The organism is Pseudoalteromonas arctica A 37-1-2 (assembly GCF_000238395.3).
Taxonomy (GTDB): Bacteria; Pseudomonadota; Gammaproteobacteria; order Enterobacterales; family Alteromonadaceae; genus Pseudoalteromonas; species Pseudoalteromonas arctica.
In genome coordinates this window covers 356494-374091 of sequence record NZ_CP011025.1, presented here as the reverse complement: position 1 = coordinate 374091, position 17598 = coordinate 356494, and the positions used below count along the sequence as shown (strand labels likewise).

Annotated in this window: 14 protein-coding genes; 6 read left to right on the top strand and 8 right to left on the bottom strand. The window is 40.0% G+C overall.

Going from position 1 to position 17598, the window contains the following annotated elements; genetic code table 11:
* Position 1: 1 nt before the first annotated feature.
* The 7 genes from can to ilvG all read right to left on the bottom strand — a co-directional run bounded on the left by can (position 2) and on the right by ilvG (position 8471).
* Positions 2 to 664, bottom strand: coding sequence for a carbonate dehydratase (gene can / locus PARC_RS01670; protein ID WP_007582103.1), 663 nt, complete (start codon positions 662 to 664; stop codon positions 2 to 4).
* A gap of 30 nt (positions 665 to 694) precedes the next feature.
* Positions 695 to 1870, bottom strand: a complete 1176-nt coding sequence (locus PARC_RS01665; protein WP_010553828.1) for a methyltransferase — start codon at positions 1868 to 1870, stop codon at positions 695 to 697.
* A gap of 61 nt (positions 1871 to 1931) precedes the next feature.
* On the bottom strand, positions 1932 to 2966 hold the full coding sequence (locus tag PARC_RS01660) for an ABC transporter substrate-binding protein (RefSeq protein WP_024594413.1): 1035 nt from the start codon (positions 2964 to 2966) through the stop codon (positions 1932 to 1934).
* 97 nt (positions 2967 to 3063) lie between these two features.
* Complete coding sequence (ilvA, locus tag PARC_RS01655) at positions 3064 to 4617, bottom strand: threonine ammonia-lyase, biosynthetic (protein WP_007582109.1); 1554 nt, start codon at positions 4615 to 4617, stop codon at positions 3064 to 3066.
* 2 nt (positions 4618 to 4619) lie between these two features.
* Positions 4620 to 6476: a dihydroxy-acid dehydratase gene (ilvD, locus tag PARC_RS01650; RefSeq protein ID WP_010553830.1), complete on the bottom strand. Its 1857-nt coding sequence runs from the start codon at positions 6474 to 6476 to the stop codon at positions 4620 to 4622.
* 103 nt (positions 6477 to 6579) lie between these two features.
* Positions 6580 to 6825, bottom strand: coding sequence for an acetolactate synthase 2 small subunit (gene ilvM, locus PARC_RS01645; RefSeq protein ID WP_010553831.1), 246 nt, complete (start codon positions 6823 to 6825; stop codon positions 6580 to 6582).
* Positions 6822 to 8471, bottom strand: a complete 1650-nt coding sequence (gene ilvG / locus PARC_RS01640; protein ID WP_007582116.1) for an acetolactate synthase 2 catalytic subunit — start codon at positions 8469 to 8471, stop codon at positions 6822 to 6824. The genes ilvM and ilvG overlap by 4 nt, the downstream gene beginning before the upstream one ends.
* 553 nt (positions 8472 to 9024) lie before the next feature.
* Between ilvG and PARC_RS01635 the strand changes: the two genes are divergently transcribed.
* From PARC_RS01635 to PARC_RS01610, 6 genes are all read left to right on the top strand, one after another.
* Positions 9025 to 10695, top strand: coding sequence for a phosphoethanolamine transferase (locus tag PARC_RS01635; RefSeq protein WP_010553832.1), 1671 nt, complete (start codon positions 9025 to 9027; stop codon positions 10693 to 10695).
* Positions 10692 to 11063: a diacylglycerol kinase gene (locus PARC_RS01630; RefSeq protein WP_010553833.1), complete on the top strand. Its 372-nt coding sequence runs from the start codon at positions 10692 to 10694 to the stop codon at positions 11061 to 11063. Before PARC_RS01635 ends, PARC_RS01630 begins: the two co-directional genes overlap by 4 nt.
* Positions 11054 to 13033 carry an LTA synthase family protein gene (locus tag PARC_RS01625; protein WP_010553834.1) on the top strand — a complete coding sequence of 660 codons (1980 nt, stop codon included), beginning with the start codon at positions 11054 to 11056 and terminating at the stop codon, positions 13031 to 13033. The genes PARC_RS01630 and PARC_RS01625 overlap by 10 nt, the downstream gene beginning before the upstream one ends.
* Before the next feature lie 63 nt (positions 13034 to 13096).
* The gene (locus PARC_RS01620) at positions 13097 to 13771 is read left to right on the top strand and encodes a response regulator transcription factor (RefSeq protein ID WP_010553835.1); all 675 of its coding nucleotides are present in this window, start codon (positions 13097 to 13099) and stop codon (positions 13769 to 13771) included.
* Positions 13752 to 15188, top strand: a complete 1437-nt coding sequence (locus PARC_RS01615; RefSeq protein ID WP_010553836.1) for a sensor histidine kinase — start codon at positions 13752 to 13754, stop codon at positions 15186 to 15188. Before PARC_RS01620 ends, PARC_RS01615 begins: the two co-directional genes overlap by 20 nt.
* A gap of 50 nt (positions 15189 to 15238) precedes the next feature.
* Entirely contained in the window at positions 15239 to 16117 is an 879-nt protein-coding gene (locus PARC_RS01610; protein ID WP_010553837.1) for a TraB/GumN family protein, read from the top strand.
* A 47-nt stretch (positions 16118 to 16164) separates the two neighbouring features.
* On the opposite strand, the gene PARC_RS01605 is transcribed toward PARC_RS01610, so the two are convergent.
* The gene (locus PARC_RS01605; protein WP_010553838.1) at positions 16165 to 17574 is read right to left on the bottom strand and encodes an ATP-binding cassette domain-containing protein; all 1410 of its coding nucleotides are present in this window, start codon (positions 17572 to 17574) and stop codon (positions 16165 to 16167) included.
* Between the last annotated feature and the right edge of the window lie 24 nt (positions 17575 to 17598).

Below are 17598 nucleotides of genomic sequence, written 5' to 3'. Positions count from 1 at the left end.
TTTATTTATTTTCGCCCACTTTATTAAGTACGTGCTGCACTGCTTTTTTGTAGCTTTGCGTTTCTTCACTCGCGCACGTTACTACAGATTCTAAATCATGAAGATGGCCGTTTTCTAAACCATAAACCCAACCATGAACGCTTAGCTCTTGGCCGCGCTCCCACGCATCTTGCACAATGTTAGTACGGCATACATTACGCACTTGCTCAATTACATTTAGCTCAATAAGGCGGCTTAAACGTTCGCTTTCTGGCATTGCATCAAGTTGTTCAAGATGCTTTTCTTTTACATCCCCTACATGGCGTAGCCAATTATCAATAAAGCCAAATTTTGCATTGTTTAAAACGGCTTGTACGCCACCACAGCCATAGTGACCTACTACCATGATATGTTTTACTTTTAAAACCTCTACAGCGTACTGCATAACCGACAAACAGTTATGGTCAGTGTGTACAACCACGTTTGCAACGTTACGATGCACAAATAATTCGCCTGGTAATAAATCAACTATTTGATTAGCAGGTACACGAGAGTCTGAACAACCAATCCATAAATACTCTGGATTTTGTTGCATAGATAAAATTTTAAAAAACTCAGGATCTGCTTCGCTTGTACGTGCAGCCCAACGTTTATTGTTATCGAATAAATTTTTTAACTTTCTCATTGCATCTCTTATTAAGTCGAGGACGGAAATTTAATGGATATTAGCAAGAATCAAAATATTACGAGGCGTTAACTGCTTTTCACAAAACGTTTTAACGCTTACTTGATAGCCTTGCTGTTGCAAATATAAAGCACGATCGAGCACAAGCCAAACTTCAATTGCTCTTCTGAACACATGTCGAACCAGTTCAACTCGGTCAGTTATTTTTTTTCGAGCAACACCAATATCTAAATATTTATTATAATCAGTATCTTGAGGTAGGTTTATTGCCTTTTTATCTGCAGCCCATGCACAAAATGATTTAAACGAATCTGAGAATATAGCTTTGTTAACCGAAGGTACGCTTACATAATATTGCTCGCCAGTAATCGATTTTCTAAGTGCGTCAAAACCAAGTCGCCATTCTAGTTCTGTTTTACGTACTTTTTCCAGACGAGAAGGCGCTGTAACGGTTTCTTGTAATGCGAGCTTTAAATCGCGATGCGTTAGGTTAAGCTCACTTTGGTTTGCAACCTCACTCATTACACGGTACTCATTAGCCGTAAATAAATGATAGCAACAAGGTGAAAAGCTAATTTGCTGTACTTTCGCTAAACTTGCTTGGCGCATAAATGCTTGGTGCAAACCACCACATGCGTGTAGCGCTACGGCATGCATATCAGCATTAAAAAATTGAGTGATATCCTCTTTTAATACATCTGCTTGGCTAAAGTGCATTGCCAAGCCTTGTTGCTGTGCACTTTTTTGTCCTTGCTCGCATAAGCTTTGTTGCAGTTCAATACTATGCACATCACTTGCGCCATTAAAAGCAAGCATTCGCCCTAAGTGTCCTTTACCCGCACACCACTCTAAAACTGGTTGCTTAGTATTAGGTAGTGCAGATACAAAATCTTGTAACTGATCAAACTTACGACCTTTAATGCCGTTACTTATCCAAAACGGATAATCAGATCGAGAGTGTGCAGAGCTAGGTAAATCACATAGCTTAGCAAGTTCATCAAGTTGGTTTATGTGTTGGCTAAAAAATTGGTATAGCTGATTTTGATCATTATCAAGAACGGTTACCTGATCATCAGTTAGTTCGTTAAGTATGCCTTGCAGCTCTGGCCAAGGAATAGTGTCAAAATCAAATGCGGTGCACTGCCAATACTGACGATGGCGCATTAAAAGTGAATCAAGTGCAAAAAATTGCTCAGCTAAAGTCATAACAGCTTAAAAAATAAAAAGACAATTAATTATATCAGCTCAGTGAGCTCTCATTAAGCAGTTATTTTTGGCTAAAAATCAGCCGTAAATACAAAGGTATTGAAATAATACTCACCAAAATAGCTGCTATAAGCATCCATGATAATTGCATCTTTTCAGGCTCTTGGTATTTATAAATAAAGTGAGATTTCACTTCGTCAAATTCGTTTTGCTGTATGCCATATAAGTCAGCAATTAAACGCCACTTTGCTATCGACATATGCCCTAAACTGGTAGTGGGTGGGGTTATATAACTTTTTAGTACTTCAGCCTCAAAGGCGAGCTGATGAAAGCTCTTACTCGGTGCATAGTTTTGCTGGGTGACTGCAATAGCTTCATCCATATTCATCATTGCATAGCGCCAACCTTTTAGGCTCGCTTGGTAGAATTTTTCGACCGTTTGTGGATTTTGCTTAAGCATGTTTTCGCTGGTAAATAAAATGTCGCTATATACATCCATACCATAACGCTGTGGGCAAACAAGCCGATGAGCTACGCCTTGTTGAGTCATATAATAAGGCTCTGTAGTAACATAAACTTGCATAGCATCTAGCTTGTTTTCAATCCAAGCCTGATTAAAATTTTCGCCATTGTAAACTTTGAGTTTATCTACATCAACGCCACTGCGTTTAAGCATAATAAGTAGCTCGGTGCCGTCATTTTTGCTCACAGCAGTGATACGTTTATTAACAAAGTCACGAGGGTGAAAAATATCAGACGTGTCTTTTACCATCCAGCAATAAGGTGAAAACTGCAATAAGGCTGCCATTGCAACAAAAGGCTGACCATTAATACGTTGCTGTAAAATACCAGAATGCCCTACACCAAATTGTGCTTCACCACTGGCCACAGGACCAAAGGTATCAGGTTTCATTGGATTAGCTTGTTTAATAGTTACATCAAGGCCCGCTTCATTATAAAAGCCTTTTTGCTTTGCCATATAGTAGCCAGCAAACTGAAACTGATGTGTCCATTTTAGCTGTAATGTGACTGATTCTTGTGCCGCGATATGGCTGCAAAAAAAGCACAATCCAATGATTAATCCTTTAAATAGCAAATAGGTGTCCTCAAAAAGTATGACGATTACCTGTAACTATATGTAAAACGTGTAATAAAGCAAGCACCCTAGTTAGGTGCCTGCCTTTAAAGAAGGGTTATACTGAGGCGAGTTTTTCGGCTTTTTCTGCTTGCGGTTTTGATGTTAAAAATTGGGTGAAACACGGATTTTGTGTTTCATCTTGTACACTGTAACCTAAGCGATTCAAATGCTCGTTAAACATTTCATACTGACTCGGCTCAATAGCAAAACCTGCCAGTACATTCCCCATCGAACCACCGTGATTACGATAATGAAATAAGGTAATGTTCCAATTGCTGCCTAAAGTATCTAAAAAGCGTGCAAGCGCACCCGGATACTCAGGAAATTCAAAACGCAATAAACGTTCATGTAATTGCTCTGGTGCTTTTCCGCCAACCATATAACGCACATGTAATTTAGCGAGTTCGTTATCCGACAAATCGCAAAATTGATAATCGTTATTAGTTAAGTCTTGCTTTAACTCATTAAGCTCTTGCTCGCCTTGGCGCAGAGCAATGCCCACAAATATTTGTGCTTCACCAGGTCCTGCATAACGGTAGTTAAATTCAGTAATAGCACGGCCACCTAAAGAAGCACAAAACTGTTTAAAACTGCCTTTTTCTTCTTTAATAGTAACGGCTAATAGCGCTTCGTTTTTTTCACCCAGCGCAGTCCGCTCTGCAACATAACGCAGGCGATCAAAGTTTAAATTAGCACCCGAAAGCACAGCCGCTAAATGTAGTCCTTTTAACCCCGACTGCTGACTCCACTTTTTAAGCCCAGCCGTTGCAAGTGCACCTGATGGCTCTGCAATTGCACGCGTAGATACAAAAATATCCTGCATGGCTGCACATATTTCATCGCTAGTAACGGTTACAACTTCATCGCAAAACTTTTGCGCTAAACGAAATGTTTCAGTGCCAATAATTTTAACCGCTACGCCATCGGCAAAACTACCAACGCGATCAAGCTCTACTGGCTTACCAGCTTCAAGTGCTGCTTGTAAACACGCACTTTCGTCGGCTTCTACGCCAATTACTTTTATATCTGGACGCAACGATTTAATGTAAACCGCCATACCAGCAAGTAAACCGCCGCCGCCAACAGGAATAAACACAGCATCAAGCTCGTTTAATTGCTGCATTAACTCGCGTGCTACAGTGCCTTGACCAACAATGACATCCGGATCGTCAAATGGCGGGACAAATATACCGTTACGCTGCTCTGTAAGCTCAAGCGCATAGGCTTTTGCTGCATCAAAATGATGGCCATGTAATACAACTTCACCGCCAAGTGCGCGCACTGCGCTGACTTTTATTTCAGGCGTTGTTACTGGCATTACAATAGTTGCTTGATGCCCGAGGTGAGATGCACTTAATGCAACCCCTTGAGCATGATTACCCGCAGAAGCAGTAATAACCACAGAGCCTTTAGGTAATTTATTTAATTTGTTATACGCACCGCGTAACTTAAATGAATACACGGGCTGTTGGTCTTCACGCTTTAACCAAACATGGTTACCTAGCTTTTTACTGAGTTCAGCCATTTCGCTAACCTCAGTAACTTTAGCCAAAGGCTCCATGTTTGCTTGAATAATAGCGCGAAAATAATCGAGCTCTTGAGAGACCATAATTAACTAAGCGCCTCCAATTTAGCTAAGTCGCGCACAGCGCCTTTATCAGCACTTGTTGCAAGTAATGCATAAGCCTTTAAAGCAGACGAGACATAGCGCTCACGATCAACTGGCTTATACGCCATTTTTCCGCGTGCTAATTGCTTTTGTTTACGTGCCTCAAGTTCTTCATCGCTTAGCGCTAATGTGATTTCACGTGTTGCGATATCAATAATGATTTTGTCGCCATTTTCAACATAAGCGATTGCACCACCACTCGCCGCTTCTGGCGATACATGGCCAATTGATAAACCCGAAGTACCACCCGAAAAGCGACCATCAGTAATAAGTGCGCATTTTTCAGCTAAGCCTTTCGATTTTAAGTAGCTTGTTGGGTATAGCATTTCTTGCATACCTGGGCCGCCTCTAGGGCCTTCGTAACGAATAACAACAACATCGCCGGCTTTTACTTCGTTATTTAAAATCCCTTCTACTGAATCATCTTGTGATTCGTATACAATGGCGGTGCCTTCAAAATGTAGCATTTCATCAACTACGCCAGCACTTTTTACAACACAGCCATCAACCGCTAGATTACCCGAAAGCACAGCTAAACCACCGTCTTGGCGAAAAGCATGTTCAACGCTTCGAATACACCCATTCACGCGGTCATTATCGCCTTCATCCCAACGACACTCTTGGCTCATTGCTTTAGTAGTTCGAATGCCCGCAGGACCCGCACGGTAAAATTTGCGCGCAACTTCGTTAGTTGGGTCGGTTGCATCCCATTTTTTAACAAGCTCAGCCATTGTTGACCCAGCTACATGATTAACCGACATGTCAACTAAGCCCGCTTTACCAAGCTCGCGTACAACAGCCATCATGCCACCTGCACGGTGGACATCTTCAATATGGTACTCTGGTGTTGCTGGTGCAACTTTACATAAAAACGGTGTTTTACGAGATAAAGCATCAATATGCGACATATCAAAATCAACGCCAGCTTCTTGCGCTGCTGCGAGTAAATGTAATACGGTATTTGACGAGCCGCCCATTGCAATATCAACAACCATTGCATTCATAAAGGCTGTTTTATTGGCAATTGCGCGTGGCAATACATCTTGATTATCTTTTTGATAATACTCACGACATAAATCAACAATACGAGCCCCTGCTTCAACATACAGTTGTTTACGGTCTTTATGAGTGGCAAGCGTGGTACCGTTACCCGGAAGTGCTAAGCCTATTGCCTCTAACAAACAGTTCATTGAGTTTGCAGTAAACATGCCTGAACACGAACCACATGTAGGACACGCAGAGCGCTCTACTTGCTCTGAATCTGCATCACTTACCGATTCATCTGCGCCTTTAACCATGGCATCAACTAAATCAAGTTTAATGTCGATGTTAGCAAGTTTAGTTTTACCCGCCTCCATTGGACCGCCCGATACAAATATCACCGGGATATTTAAACGTAGCGCTGCAAGCATCATCCCTGGAGTGATTTTGTCGCAGTTTGAAATACAGATCATCGCATCGGCGCAATGACCATTTACCATGTATTCAACCGAGTCAGCAATTAAATCGCGTGAAGGCAGCGAATAAAGCATACCGCCGTGTCCCATCGCAATGCCATCATCAATAGCAATGGTATTAAATTCTTTTGGAACGCCACCGGCTTGGGTTATTGTCTCACCCATAAGCTCACTAAGCTGATTAAGGTGTACATGCCCTGGTACAAATTGTGTAAACGAGTTAACTACGGCAATAATCGGTTTACCAAAATCAGAGTCTGTCATACCTGTTGCGCGCCATAATGCTCTTGCGCCTGCACGTTTACGTCCTTCAGTTGTTGTTGCACTTCTTAATTTAGCCATAGTTACCTCAGTTTTTGCCGCAATATAAGCGGGCATTCCTCATTCTAAAATTGGTGAATAACCGAGTGACTCAGTTACTCGTAAATTATTTTTTAATTCGTAATTACACAGCTTGTTGGTGCTGTAAATTTTGTAAAGTGACTTCTTTTACATCCACCAGCTTGTTTAGCTGGCTGGTTAATAGGTGAATAGGTTTATCACTATCTACCGTCATGGCTACGTTGTATAAGCCATCATCCATATTGAGCTGAAAATGCGTTAGGTTAAAACCACGATGACGCACCACTCGTAAAAAGCGTTCTACCGCTATACTTTGGCTTTTTAATGCAATAGTTAGGCTGTGTTTCATTTTGCTTTCTCCGTCATCATTTCGTCGTTAGCAGCCCCAGGTGGTACAAGTGGCCAAACATTTTCTTTATCATCAATACAAGCATGTACTATGTACGGGCCTTTGCTGTTAACTAATGCTGTAATAGCATCATCAACTTGGTTAGCGTGGGTAATTGTTTGCCCTGGAATACCAAATACAGCAGCTAGTTGCACAAAGTCTGGGTTATCCGAAAGGTTAGTTTCAGAGTAACGTCCTTCAAAAAACAGTTCCTGCCATTGGCGAACCATACCCAAGCGCTGGTTATCTAAAATTAATATTTTTACAGGTAAATTATTACGGCGAATCGTGGCCAATTCTTGAATATTCATCATTATTGAGCCATCGCCCGATACAGTGATAACAAAGTCATCAGGGCGTGCTACTTGTGCGCCAATAGCAGCCGGTAAACCAAAGCCCATTGTGCCGGCGCCACCACTACTTAAATGATTACTCGGGTGAGTAAACTTCATGTGTTGTGCTACCCACATTTGATGCTGACCTACATCGCAACACACAACGCCAGTTTTTGGCATGCGTTGGCTCAGTTGGTTTAATAAGTACGGTGCGTAGACCTTCTCACCTGGGTAATCGTAACGCCACGCGTGTTTAATATTCATTTCTTTATTTGTGTCACACCACGCTTTAGGTGTTACAAAGCATTCAAGTGCAGGTAACGACGTTTTTAAATCAGCAATTAATGAAGCTTTAGCTGGTTTACGCTTACCTACTTCAGCGGCATCAATATCCAAATGAATTACTTTAGCTTTAGCTGCAAATTTAGCTAAGTTACCCGTTACGCGGTCATCAAAGCGCGCACCTATACACACAAGTACATCACATTCTTGCACGGCAATATTAGCGGCTTGACCACCATGCATACCCAACATACCTAAGTAATGTTCGTAATCTGGTAATACACTGCCCAACGCTTTAAGTGTTGATACAGCTGGCATCTGCGTTTTATTTAAAAATTGCATTAGCTCGTCTTGCGCATCAGCGGCTTGTACACCACCACCTACATACGCTACAGGCTGTTTAGCCTCACTCAACAATTGATTAGCAATAGCAACTTGCTTTAAATCTAACTCAGGTAAGTATTCATCAGCTGCAAGCCAAGGCTTAAAAGGTACTTGCGCCATTTGAATATCTTTTGGGATATCGACAAGTACAGGACCTGGTCGGCCGCTTTGCGCTAAATGAATAGCTTCTTGTAATATCTCTGCTAAGTCTTCCGCTCGTTCTACCATGTAGCTGTGCTTAGTACACGAAAGCGACATACCTAGTACATCTATTTCTTGAAACGCATCTGAACCAATAGCTGCAGTAGGCACTTGGCCGGTAATCGCCAATAATGGTACTGAGTCCATCATCGCATCAGCAAGGGCAGTTATTAAGTTAGTTGCACCTGGGCCCGATGTAGCAAAACACACACCTAATTTACGCGTGCTGCGAGCATAACCAACAGCTGCAAACCCTGCACCTTGCTCATGACGAGTAAGGTAGTGTTTGACTGGCGCGCCATACAGCGCATCGTAAATTGGCATAATAGCTCCGCCTGGGTAGCCAAATACTTCATTTACGCCGTGTTTGGCCAATAAGTCGATTGTTAGTTCTGCGCCTGTCATTAATAAACCCTCATTCCTCAGTGACAACCCAATTACATTTTTACGCTAAAAACTTTGCCCTTAAAACTAAAAAGCCCTCCGAACGGTTAAGTGCGGAGGGCTTTTTTAATGCTTAAGTTTTTAAAGCACTACGAAGCCCTCGCGGGAATAATCACCACGATAATAATCAGGACTAGGTTAAGTGCGTTTGTAAGCATGTAATTAATACCAAATTTTGTTCAATTATCGCGAAGGTTATTCCTTCGCTCTCTTTTTATATTAGTACCGCGCTAGGCCCTTTAAGTCAACACCAAAGTTAATCTAACAAAAAGACTAAAAGGCAATTTATCAGGTTTTAAAATTCATTATACAAGCTGGTAGTGGTTTTTTTATGCTCTAATTTTATTCTCAGAAATTCACTATTCTTATATCCCTTATTTAAGGTTTGATTAATTTTTAAGAATATTTTTATAAATAAAATTATTTATCACCTTCAGGTAATGCGTAGGTTCCCTTAAGCGACTCTTAAGTGTTGTTGCATAGCATGGCGTTGTTATTTTAAACGAGCCTAAATATGAACGTAATTAGTCAAACACCAGCACAAAAAAAGCCAAATCGTAGTAAACGGTTTTACATTCACTGTAGTGCAAATGCCTTTGTAGTGATGATTGCCTGTTATTACTGTTTAGTTATAAACATTCCTTTTATTCAAGGTTCGTTTAGCGCCATAACCTCTCTTGCATCTTTTTCATGGCTATTTTTACTTTCAGTGCCACTGCTTTTGTTATGCCTTTTAATTATTTTCTTTTCGATAGTGTCGGTTAGATGGTTATTAAAACCAGTTAACTATCTTTTACTGATAATTTCTAGCGCCGTGCTTTACGGCTCATTAAATTACGGTGTCGTGTTTGACTATTCAATGATTCAAAACACGTTCGAAACGGATTCAAGCGAAGCGCTGAGCTATTTAAACCCGCAGCTCATAGCCTTTTTACTGTTGTTTTGTGCGCTACCTGTTTTTATATTAAGCAAAGTAAAAATACACTTTACTCGCCCTCATCAAGAAGCGATTAGCCGCATAAAACTTATTATTGCCTGCTTAACGCTAATTGCTTTAGTGGTCGCTAACTTTTACGCCGATTACGCAGCCACTGGTCGCAACAACCGCATTTTGAAAAAAGAAATTATTCCGTTTCAATATCTCTCTAGCGGTTATAAATACATGCGCGATCAGCTGCTGTATACCAATATGGAATTTAAAAATATAGATGCAACACCCACTCTTATTGCGCCTAACACCACCAGCGTAACCGTTATGGTTGTTGGCGAAACCGCACGAGCAGAAAACTTTGCTTATCAAGGTTATAAGCGTAACACCAATCCTTATACACAAAAGTATAATGTGACGTATTTTAATAATGTGGCGTCTTGTGGCACCGCTACTGCAGTGTCTGTGCCGTGTATGTTTTCACTGCAAACACAAGATAACTTTGATCGATTAGCAGCTGACAACCAACAAAACCTGATTGATTTAGCACAACAAGCTGGCAGCGACGTACTGTGGGTTGATAACAACAGCGGCTGTAAAAACGTATGCACCCGTGTTGTTAACATTGATATCCCAACCACCCCATCAGCGCTTTGCGATGGAAAATATTGTTTTGATGAAGTGCTTATTGCTCCACTTAAGCGCAAACTCGCTAATTTAAACCAAGCTAATACCGTTATCGTCCTCCACATGATGGGCTCACACGGACCAACCTACTTTAAACGCTACCCAGAAAAATTTAAGCAATTTAAGCCCACGTGCGACAGAAGCGACATTCAAAACTGCTCACTCGATGAATTAGTTAATACCTACGACAACACAATTGCGTACAGCGACTTTGTCAACGCCCAGGTAATTGAGCAATTAAAAGCGCTGCCAAACAACATAGATAAGCAGTTTTTATATGTCTCTGATCATGGTGAATCACTTGGCGAAGGCGGTGCTTATCTGCATGGTTTTCCGTATAACTTTGCACCTAGCACACAAACGCACGTTCCTCTTTATATGTGGGCTGATGAGCATAACCAGCGCATTACCAATACCTGTTTAGCTAATTTAGACACCACTGCTGCACGCTCACACAACAATATTTTTCACACCCTTTTAAATTTAATTGGCATTAAAAGCAAAACGTATCAGGCATCGCTCGATTTACTTGCTAGCTGCCAAACAACACCAAGCGAAATAAAAATATGAGTAATAAAACCGTTATAAAACGCCAAGGCTTAATGCGCCTTATTTTTACCTTAAGCCATTCTTTTAACGGCTTAAAATGGATGAGTCGATTTGAAGCGGCGTTTCAACAAGAGCTAGCACTGTTTTCGTTACTCGGTGTGTTTGTGTGGCTACAAGAAATTGCACTAAGGGATAAATTACTGCTTGCCGCCAGCCTGCTTTTTGTATTATTTGCTGAGCTGGTAAATACGGCAGTTGAGGTTGTAGTTGATAGAATTGGCAGTGAATACCATGAGCTTTCAGGGCTCGCTAAAGATATTGCCTCTGCAAGCGTGTTTATAGCTATGCTAATTGCCGCACTTATTTGGTGGGCTGTGTTATGGGCATAAAGCTAACTTTTATAGCTAAAATAACGAGGCTAATATTTAAAGTAATACCTAAAATACAAAATGCACTTGGCCCTGTATGGATTTTTGTTGTATTTGCTGTTTTGGCACTTAGCTTGTTAACACTTGCTCGCTTTGGTTTAAGTGTATGGCAAGGCGAACGTGTATTTGGATCGCATGCGTGGTTATCTATATTTATAGGTGGTTTAAGAGTTGATATAGCCACTCTAAGCTACATTATTATGCCTGCATTACTACTTACCTTACTGATGCAAAGCGTAGGTTGGCAAAATAAAGTACGCGGCCTAATTAAAATTTACTTAGTGGGGATGTCTGCTTTACTCGTTTTTTTTGAAGTGATTACGCCTACGTTTATAAACGAGTACGACTTGCGCCCTAACCGCTTATTTATAGAATATTTAATTTACCCTAAAGAAGTCTCAAAAATGATTTTTTCAGGCTATAAGTTAGAAGTATTTATTGCTGTTATAGCACTTGTTTTAAGCTGTAAATTTGCAAGTAAAGTATTTAGCAATCAATGGCAAAGTACGTCATCACTAACAGGCTTAAACCAATCAATTTTAGCGCTTGTTTTAGTATGCTTAACTATTTTGGGCGCGCGTAACTCATTAGGGCACAGACCCCTTAACCCCGCTATGGTCTCTTTCTCTACTGATCACTTACTTAACGACTTAACCCTTAACTCACTTTATAGCGTCGCGTTTGCAGTTAAGCAACTCTCTAACGAGCAATCAAGTCAAGACTATTATGGCAAAATGCCTACCGATGAGTTGCTTGGTATTGTGCGTAGTAACATGCAAAATACGCAAGGCACATTTAGTGATGTAACCGCCCCTACAAAAACGTTTCATGGCGCAAGTAATACAGGTAAACCAAAAAACCTAGTCATTATTTTACAAGAAAGTTTAGGTGCTCGTTACGTAGGCACGCTCGGCGGTTTACCGCTTACACCTAATATAGACGCCCTTTATAAACAAGGCTGGGGGTTTGATAATTTATACGCTACGGGCACGCGCTCGGTGCGTGGTATTGAGGCGGTAATTACAGGATTTACACCAACGCCTTCGCGTGCGGTTGTTAAGCTTGATAAATCACAGCGTGACTTTTTTACCATTGCTGATTTTTTAGCGAAGCAAAATTACAACACGCAGTTTATTTATGGTGGCGAAAGTCACTTTGATAACATGCGAAGCTTCTTTTTAGGCAATGGCTTTAAAAGTATCGTAGATACAAATAACTTTAAAAAAATAGATTTTAATGGCTCGTGGGGCGCATCAGACGAAGACTTATACGACCAAGCCGACATAGAACTTACTAAGCTTAAAAATCAAAACAAACCCTTTTTTAGCCTTATATTCTCAAGCTCTAATCATAGCCCGTATGACTTTCCTGACGATAAAATAACGCTGTACGATAAACAAAAACAAACCCGTAATAATGCTGCAAAGTATGCCGATTACGCGCTGGGCACGTTTATCGAAAAAGCTAAAAAATCGAGCTACTGGGATGATACTGTATTTATAGTTATTGCCGATCACGACTCACGCGTATCGGGTTCGAGTTTAGTACCGGTTGATCACTTTAAAATCCCGGCCGTTATTTTTGGTAAAGGTATTACCCATAAACGAGATAGCCAACTAGCCAGTCAGCTCGATATTCCTGTTACTCTACTTTCTTTGATTGGCGCAAGTGGTAAGCACCCTATGATAGGTCATGATTTATCAAAGCCAATTAGCAATAACAAACAACGCGCAATGATGCAATACGACAAAAACTTTGCCTACATGCACGATAATAAAGTGGTGGTGTTACAACCACAAAAACCAGCAACCACCTATACGTATAGCAATAACCAGCTTGTACCATGTGAAAACGATGAGCAACTAGTTAAAAAAGCCCTAGCCCACGCGAACTTAGGTAATCTAGCCTACACAAATGGTTGGTATCATTAACCAAGTGACTTGATAATAAAGCCTTGTTAAAGTAACAAGGCTATTTTTATAAACCGAGTAAACATGAAAATCCTCGTTATTGAAGACTCCGAAGCACTAAGGCGCAGCTTACAAGTTGGTTTTAGCAACCTTGGTTTTACCGTAGATGAAACTGGTGATGGTTCAGAAGGTTTAAGCATGGCACTTAGTGGAAGCTATGACTTACTCGTACTTGATTTAATGCTACCCAGTGTAGATGGCATGAGTATTTTACAAGCACTTCGCAGCAGCAATAGCCAAAGCCGTGTGCTAATTTTATCGGCACGAAGTGAGCCTCAAGATAAAATTAGCGGCCTTATGAAAGGCGCTGACGATTATTTAACTAAGCCATTTTCGTTTGAAGAACTCCATGCTCGTGTCCTTGCATTACTTCGTCGCGGTTCACTGCAAAACCAACAAAATACCCTTACCGTAGGTGATTGCGTATTAGATCTGTCACTTAAAACTCTTCACTACAAGCAACATGCTATTGAGCTCACGCGTAATGAATACAAAATAATAGAATGCTTATTTAACGCCCCAGAGCGAGTATTGGGGCTTGAGCTTATAAGTGAAGCGGTGGTAGGGCAGTTTGATATGCTCTCTAAAAATGCGCTTGAAGCACACATCTCAACCATACGTAAAAAAGTAAGACAGTTTGATGGCGAGCTCCCGATAAAAAATAAACGTGGATTTGGTTATGTCGCAACAACAAAATAAAAATCACTCAATAAAACGTAAACTCGTTAATAATATTAGCGCTGTGATCTCTGTTATTTTATTCACCATATTTTTAACCGTTGATCTAAGTGTTGATACTTGGGTGGAAGATCAGTTCAATCAGTCTCTAACTAACAAAGCTAACTACTTAAAAACCTTAGTTGAAGATGACAACAACGTAGTTGAATTTGATTTTGCTGGTGAGTTTATGTCGGAGTATGAAGCAGCCGATGCCACGGAGTTTTACCAATTATGGCATGGCCGTGATGTGTTTGAGCGCTCGGACTCATTAGAGCTTTATGAAAATGCTAACCTACCTTTTTTAGAAATGCCGATAAACGAATCTAAAATTATAGATTACGAGCTTCCTAACGGGCGTGATGGCCGCGCACTTATAAGTCACTTTGTAGCCCAAAAAGACGATAGAAACCCCACTCACTCTGCTGTTTTTAATACCATGACTCTTGCGATTGCAGCGCCGACAGCCGAACTTAATAAAGTACTGATTATTATTGATGTGGTCTTTATTTTAACCTGTGTACTTGGTGTGTTTGGTGTGCGCTATTTAGTGACACGTATTGTAAATAAAGGCCTACACCCGCTACACAATTTAAACGATCAAATTAAGTTACTCGATATTACCGGTGTTGCGCAAACAATAGAAAGCGACTTTAAAGTAGAAGAAATAGAACCTATACGTAACGAGCTAAATAAGTTTATTACCGTTAATCAGCAACTCTATAGTAATGAAAAGCGCCTAACAAGCGACATTGCACATGAGCTTAAAACCCCAATAGCTGAACTCATAAGCCTTTCAGAAGTGGCTATTCGCTACCCTGACGATAAACGTATTAGCGACACCTATACCAGTGATGTACTTAATATTTCACAGCGCATGAAAACAATTGTTAGCAACCTATTACTGTTGCAGCGCTCAAGTAGCAGTACAATGCAATTGAATGCACAAAATATCATTCTAAATAACTTAGTAAATCAAATTATTGATGAGCTGACCTTTAAGCACCCAACTATTAAAACGCGTTTAAATAATGAGATAAGTGACGAACTTACACTTAATGCTGACGAATTTAGTTTAAATACCATTTTGTGTAACTTAATCGATAACGCACTATTTTATGGACTTCCTGAGGCACCAATTAAATTAACTGCCGTAAATAACAGCACAAACATGAGCATCTCTGTTAGTAACAAAGTAAATAAACCACTAAGTAGTGAACAGCTCACTGCTATTTTTGACCCGCTCTATCAGCTAGATTCATCTAGAACTAATAATCAGCGCCATGGTTTAGGATTATCAATTGTACAGAGCTTATGTAACTTAAATGGCTTTACTATTACGGCCAGTAATACCGAAAACAATACGTTAACGTTTATATTAACGTTACCTCTGAAGTAAATTTAGGTTAGTATTTACACTACTAACCTTCGAGATTTTAAGGACAAACCATGAATGCTCTTACCCGTATTAGCCACTTTTTTATTGTGGCGTTACTTATAACATTTAGCTTTAACAGCTATGCAGCTCCTGCCTTATATAAAATAGAAAAAAATGGCGTCAGCTCATACCTATTTGGCACTGTACACGTTGGTGATGCCAGCATGAAAGGCTTACCTAAAAATGTAACCGATGCAATTAGTGCAAGCAAAGAAGTGATTGTTGAAGTTGATATAAGCAAACTTACTCCACTTGAAATGCAGCAGCGTTCAATGCCATTTATGATGCTAAGGGACGGTAAAACATTACAAACTGAGCTTTCAAAGCAAAATTATACCAAGCTAAAAGATTACTTTGCTAAAAAGTCGATTGATATTGCTATGTTTAATGGCTTAAAGCCTTGGGCTGTTATGGTGACTATGATGCAAATTGAATTTCAAAATGCAGGATATTCAGATAAAACCGGCATAGACAAGCAAGTGCTTAGTTATGCTAAAGAGCATAATATTAAAATTGGCGAGCTTGAAACCCTAGAACAACAACTACAAATGTTTGATGGTATGGCGCTATTAAGCAATGAAATGATTGAAGAAACCTTTGAGCAACTAGCCGATATTAATACTTACTTTATCAAGTTAGTTAATGCATGGAAAAGCGGTGACATGGATACACTAACCGATTACTACAACATGAGTTTTGATGACAGTAATTACGGTGAAATTAGCGAGCAAGTAATGCTAACTAACCGCAATAATAATTGGGTTAAACAACTCACACCGCGTTTAGCAAACGAGCAGCTATTTATTGCTGTAGGTGCTCTGCATTTACCTGAAAAACACGGGTTACTTAAACAACTACGAGATAAAGGCTTTAGCGTTACTCGTCTTTAAAATGAAAATGGGTTGAGTGATTTTTCGCTCAACCTTTCTCTGAGTTTTTAATTAAAGTCTTCCATTTTTAAGTAATTCTCTATTCCTTTAATTTTGTCTGCCGCATGATGATTTACATAAATCACAGTACTTGTATTAGCAGCACAAATTTTCTCTATTAGTAGCAGTACACGTTGCCTGTTTGCTTCATCTAAGCCCAAGCAAGGTTCATCTAAAATAAGTAACGCTGGATGTTTTACCATAGCCCGCACAATTAATAACATACGTTGATCGCCGTACGACAGCTGAGTGAATGAGGTGTTTTGCTTGTCACTTAAACCAATAAATGCCAGCCACTGTCGAGCAATATTAATTTGTGCGTCGCTCGGTTTTTGATATAAACCTATGCTGTCGTAAAAACCTGAAATAACAGTATTTAAAGCCGATATACTTACGCGGTAATCCATATGTAGCGCGTTAGATATAAAACCAATATGCTGTTTTATATCCCAAATACTCTCCCCTGTCCCACGTTTAAAACCGAACACTTCAATGTCATTGTTATAACACTGTGGGTTATCACCTGTTATTAAATTTAATAAGCATGTTTTGCCTGAACCGTTCGCTCCACTAAGCTGCCAATGCTGATGCTTTTTTATAGTCAAATTGAGATTTTTGAATATGCTTACATCACTATAACTAACTTTAGCATTACTCAATTTAACTAAGGTATTACCAGTGAATGTCTTTTGCTCTTGCTCGGCGTCAGGAGATGGCACATCCAATGAAGTATGCTCTAAATGAAGTAGTTTTAGTAAATCACTTAATTGCTCACTACTTGGCTTTGCTAAAGTATGTAACAAGCAGCCTTGGTTTACATAACCATAGTGAGTAATGAATGAAGGGATTTCGTCTAAGCGGTTTAGCACAAAAACAAAAGTAATCGTGTGGCTAAGCTCTATAAGTATTTTATTAAGTTGCTGGCAAGATTGTACGTCGAGTCCATCAAATGGCTCGTCAAGCACGACTAATTCACTATGGGAGCTGAGTGCTTTAATAAGTAGGAGTTTACGAGTTTCACCCGTTGAAAGGTCTCTAAAATGCCTATTTAGTAATGAGCTAAATTTAAATAATTTTATTAGCTGCGCTAATAACTCACCATTATTACTATGCTCTGTAAAAATAAGGTCTTGAACGAGGCTATGCTTTTCGTGCTCTAATTCTTGGGCCAGTAACTGTTTATGCGAATCTGAAGACACGAGCATAAGTTTATTAATACTACTTATACGCTTACCACTTTCGCACTTAGCTTCACCAACTAGCGCAGCTGTCAGTGCAGATTTACCGGCTCCATTAGCACCTAGAAGCAGCCAATGTTCTCCTAGATTCACTTGCCAATCTAGGTTGCATATGTCGTAACGACTTTTGCCTTGCCCTTGTAAGTAACCATTAAATTGCTCAAGCGTAATTGACTGCACTAACTTTTCCTAATAAACCTTAAA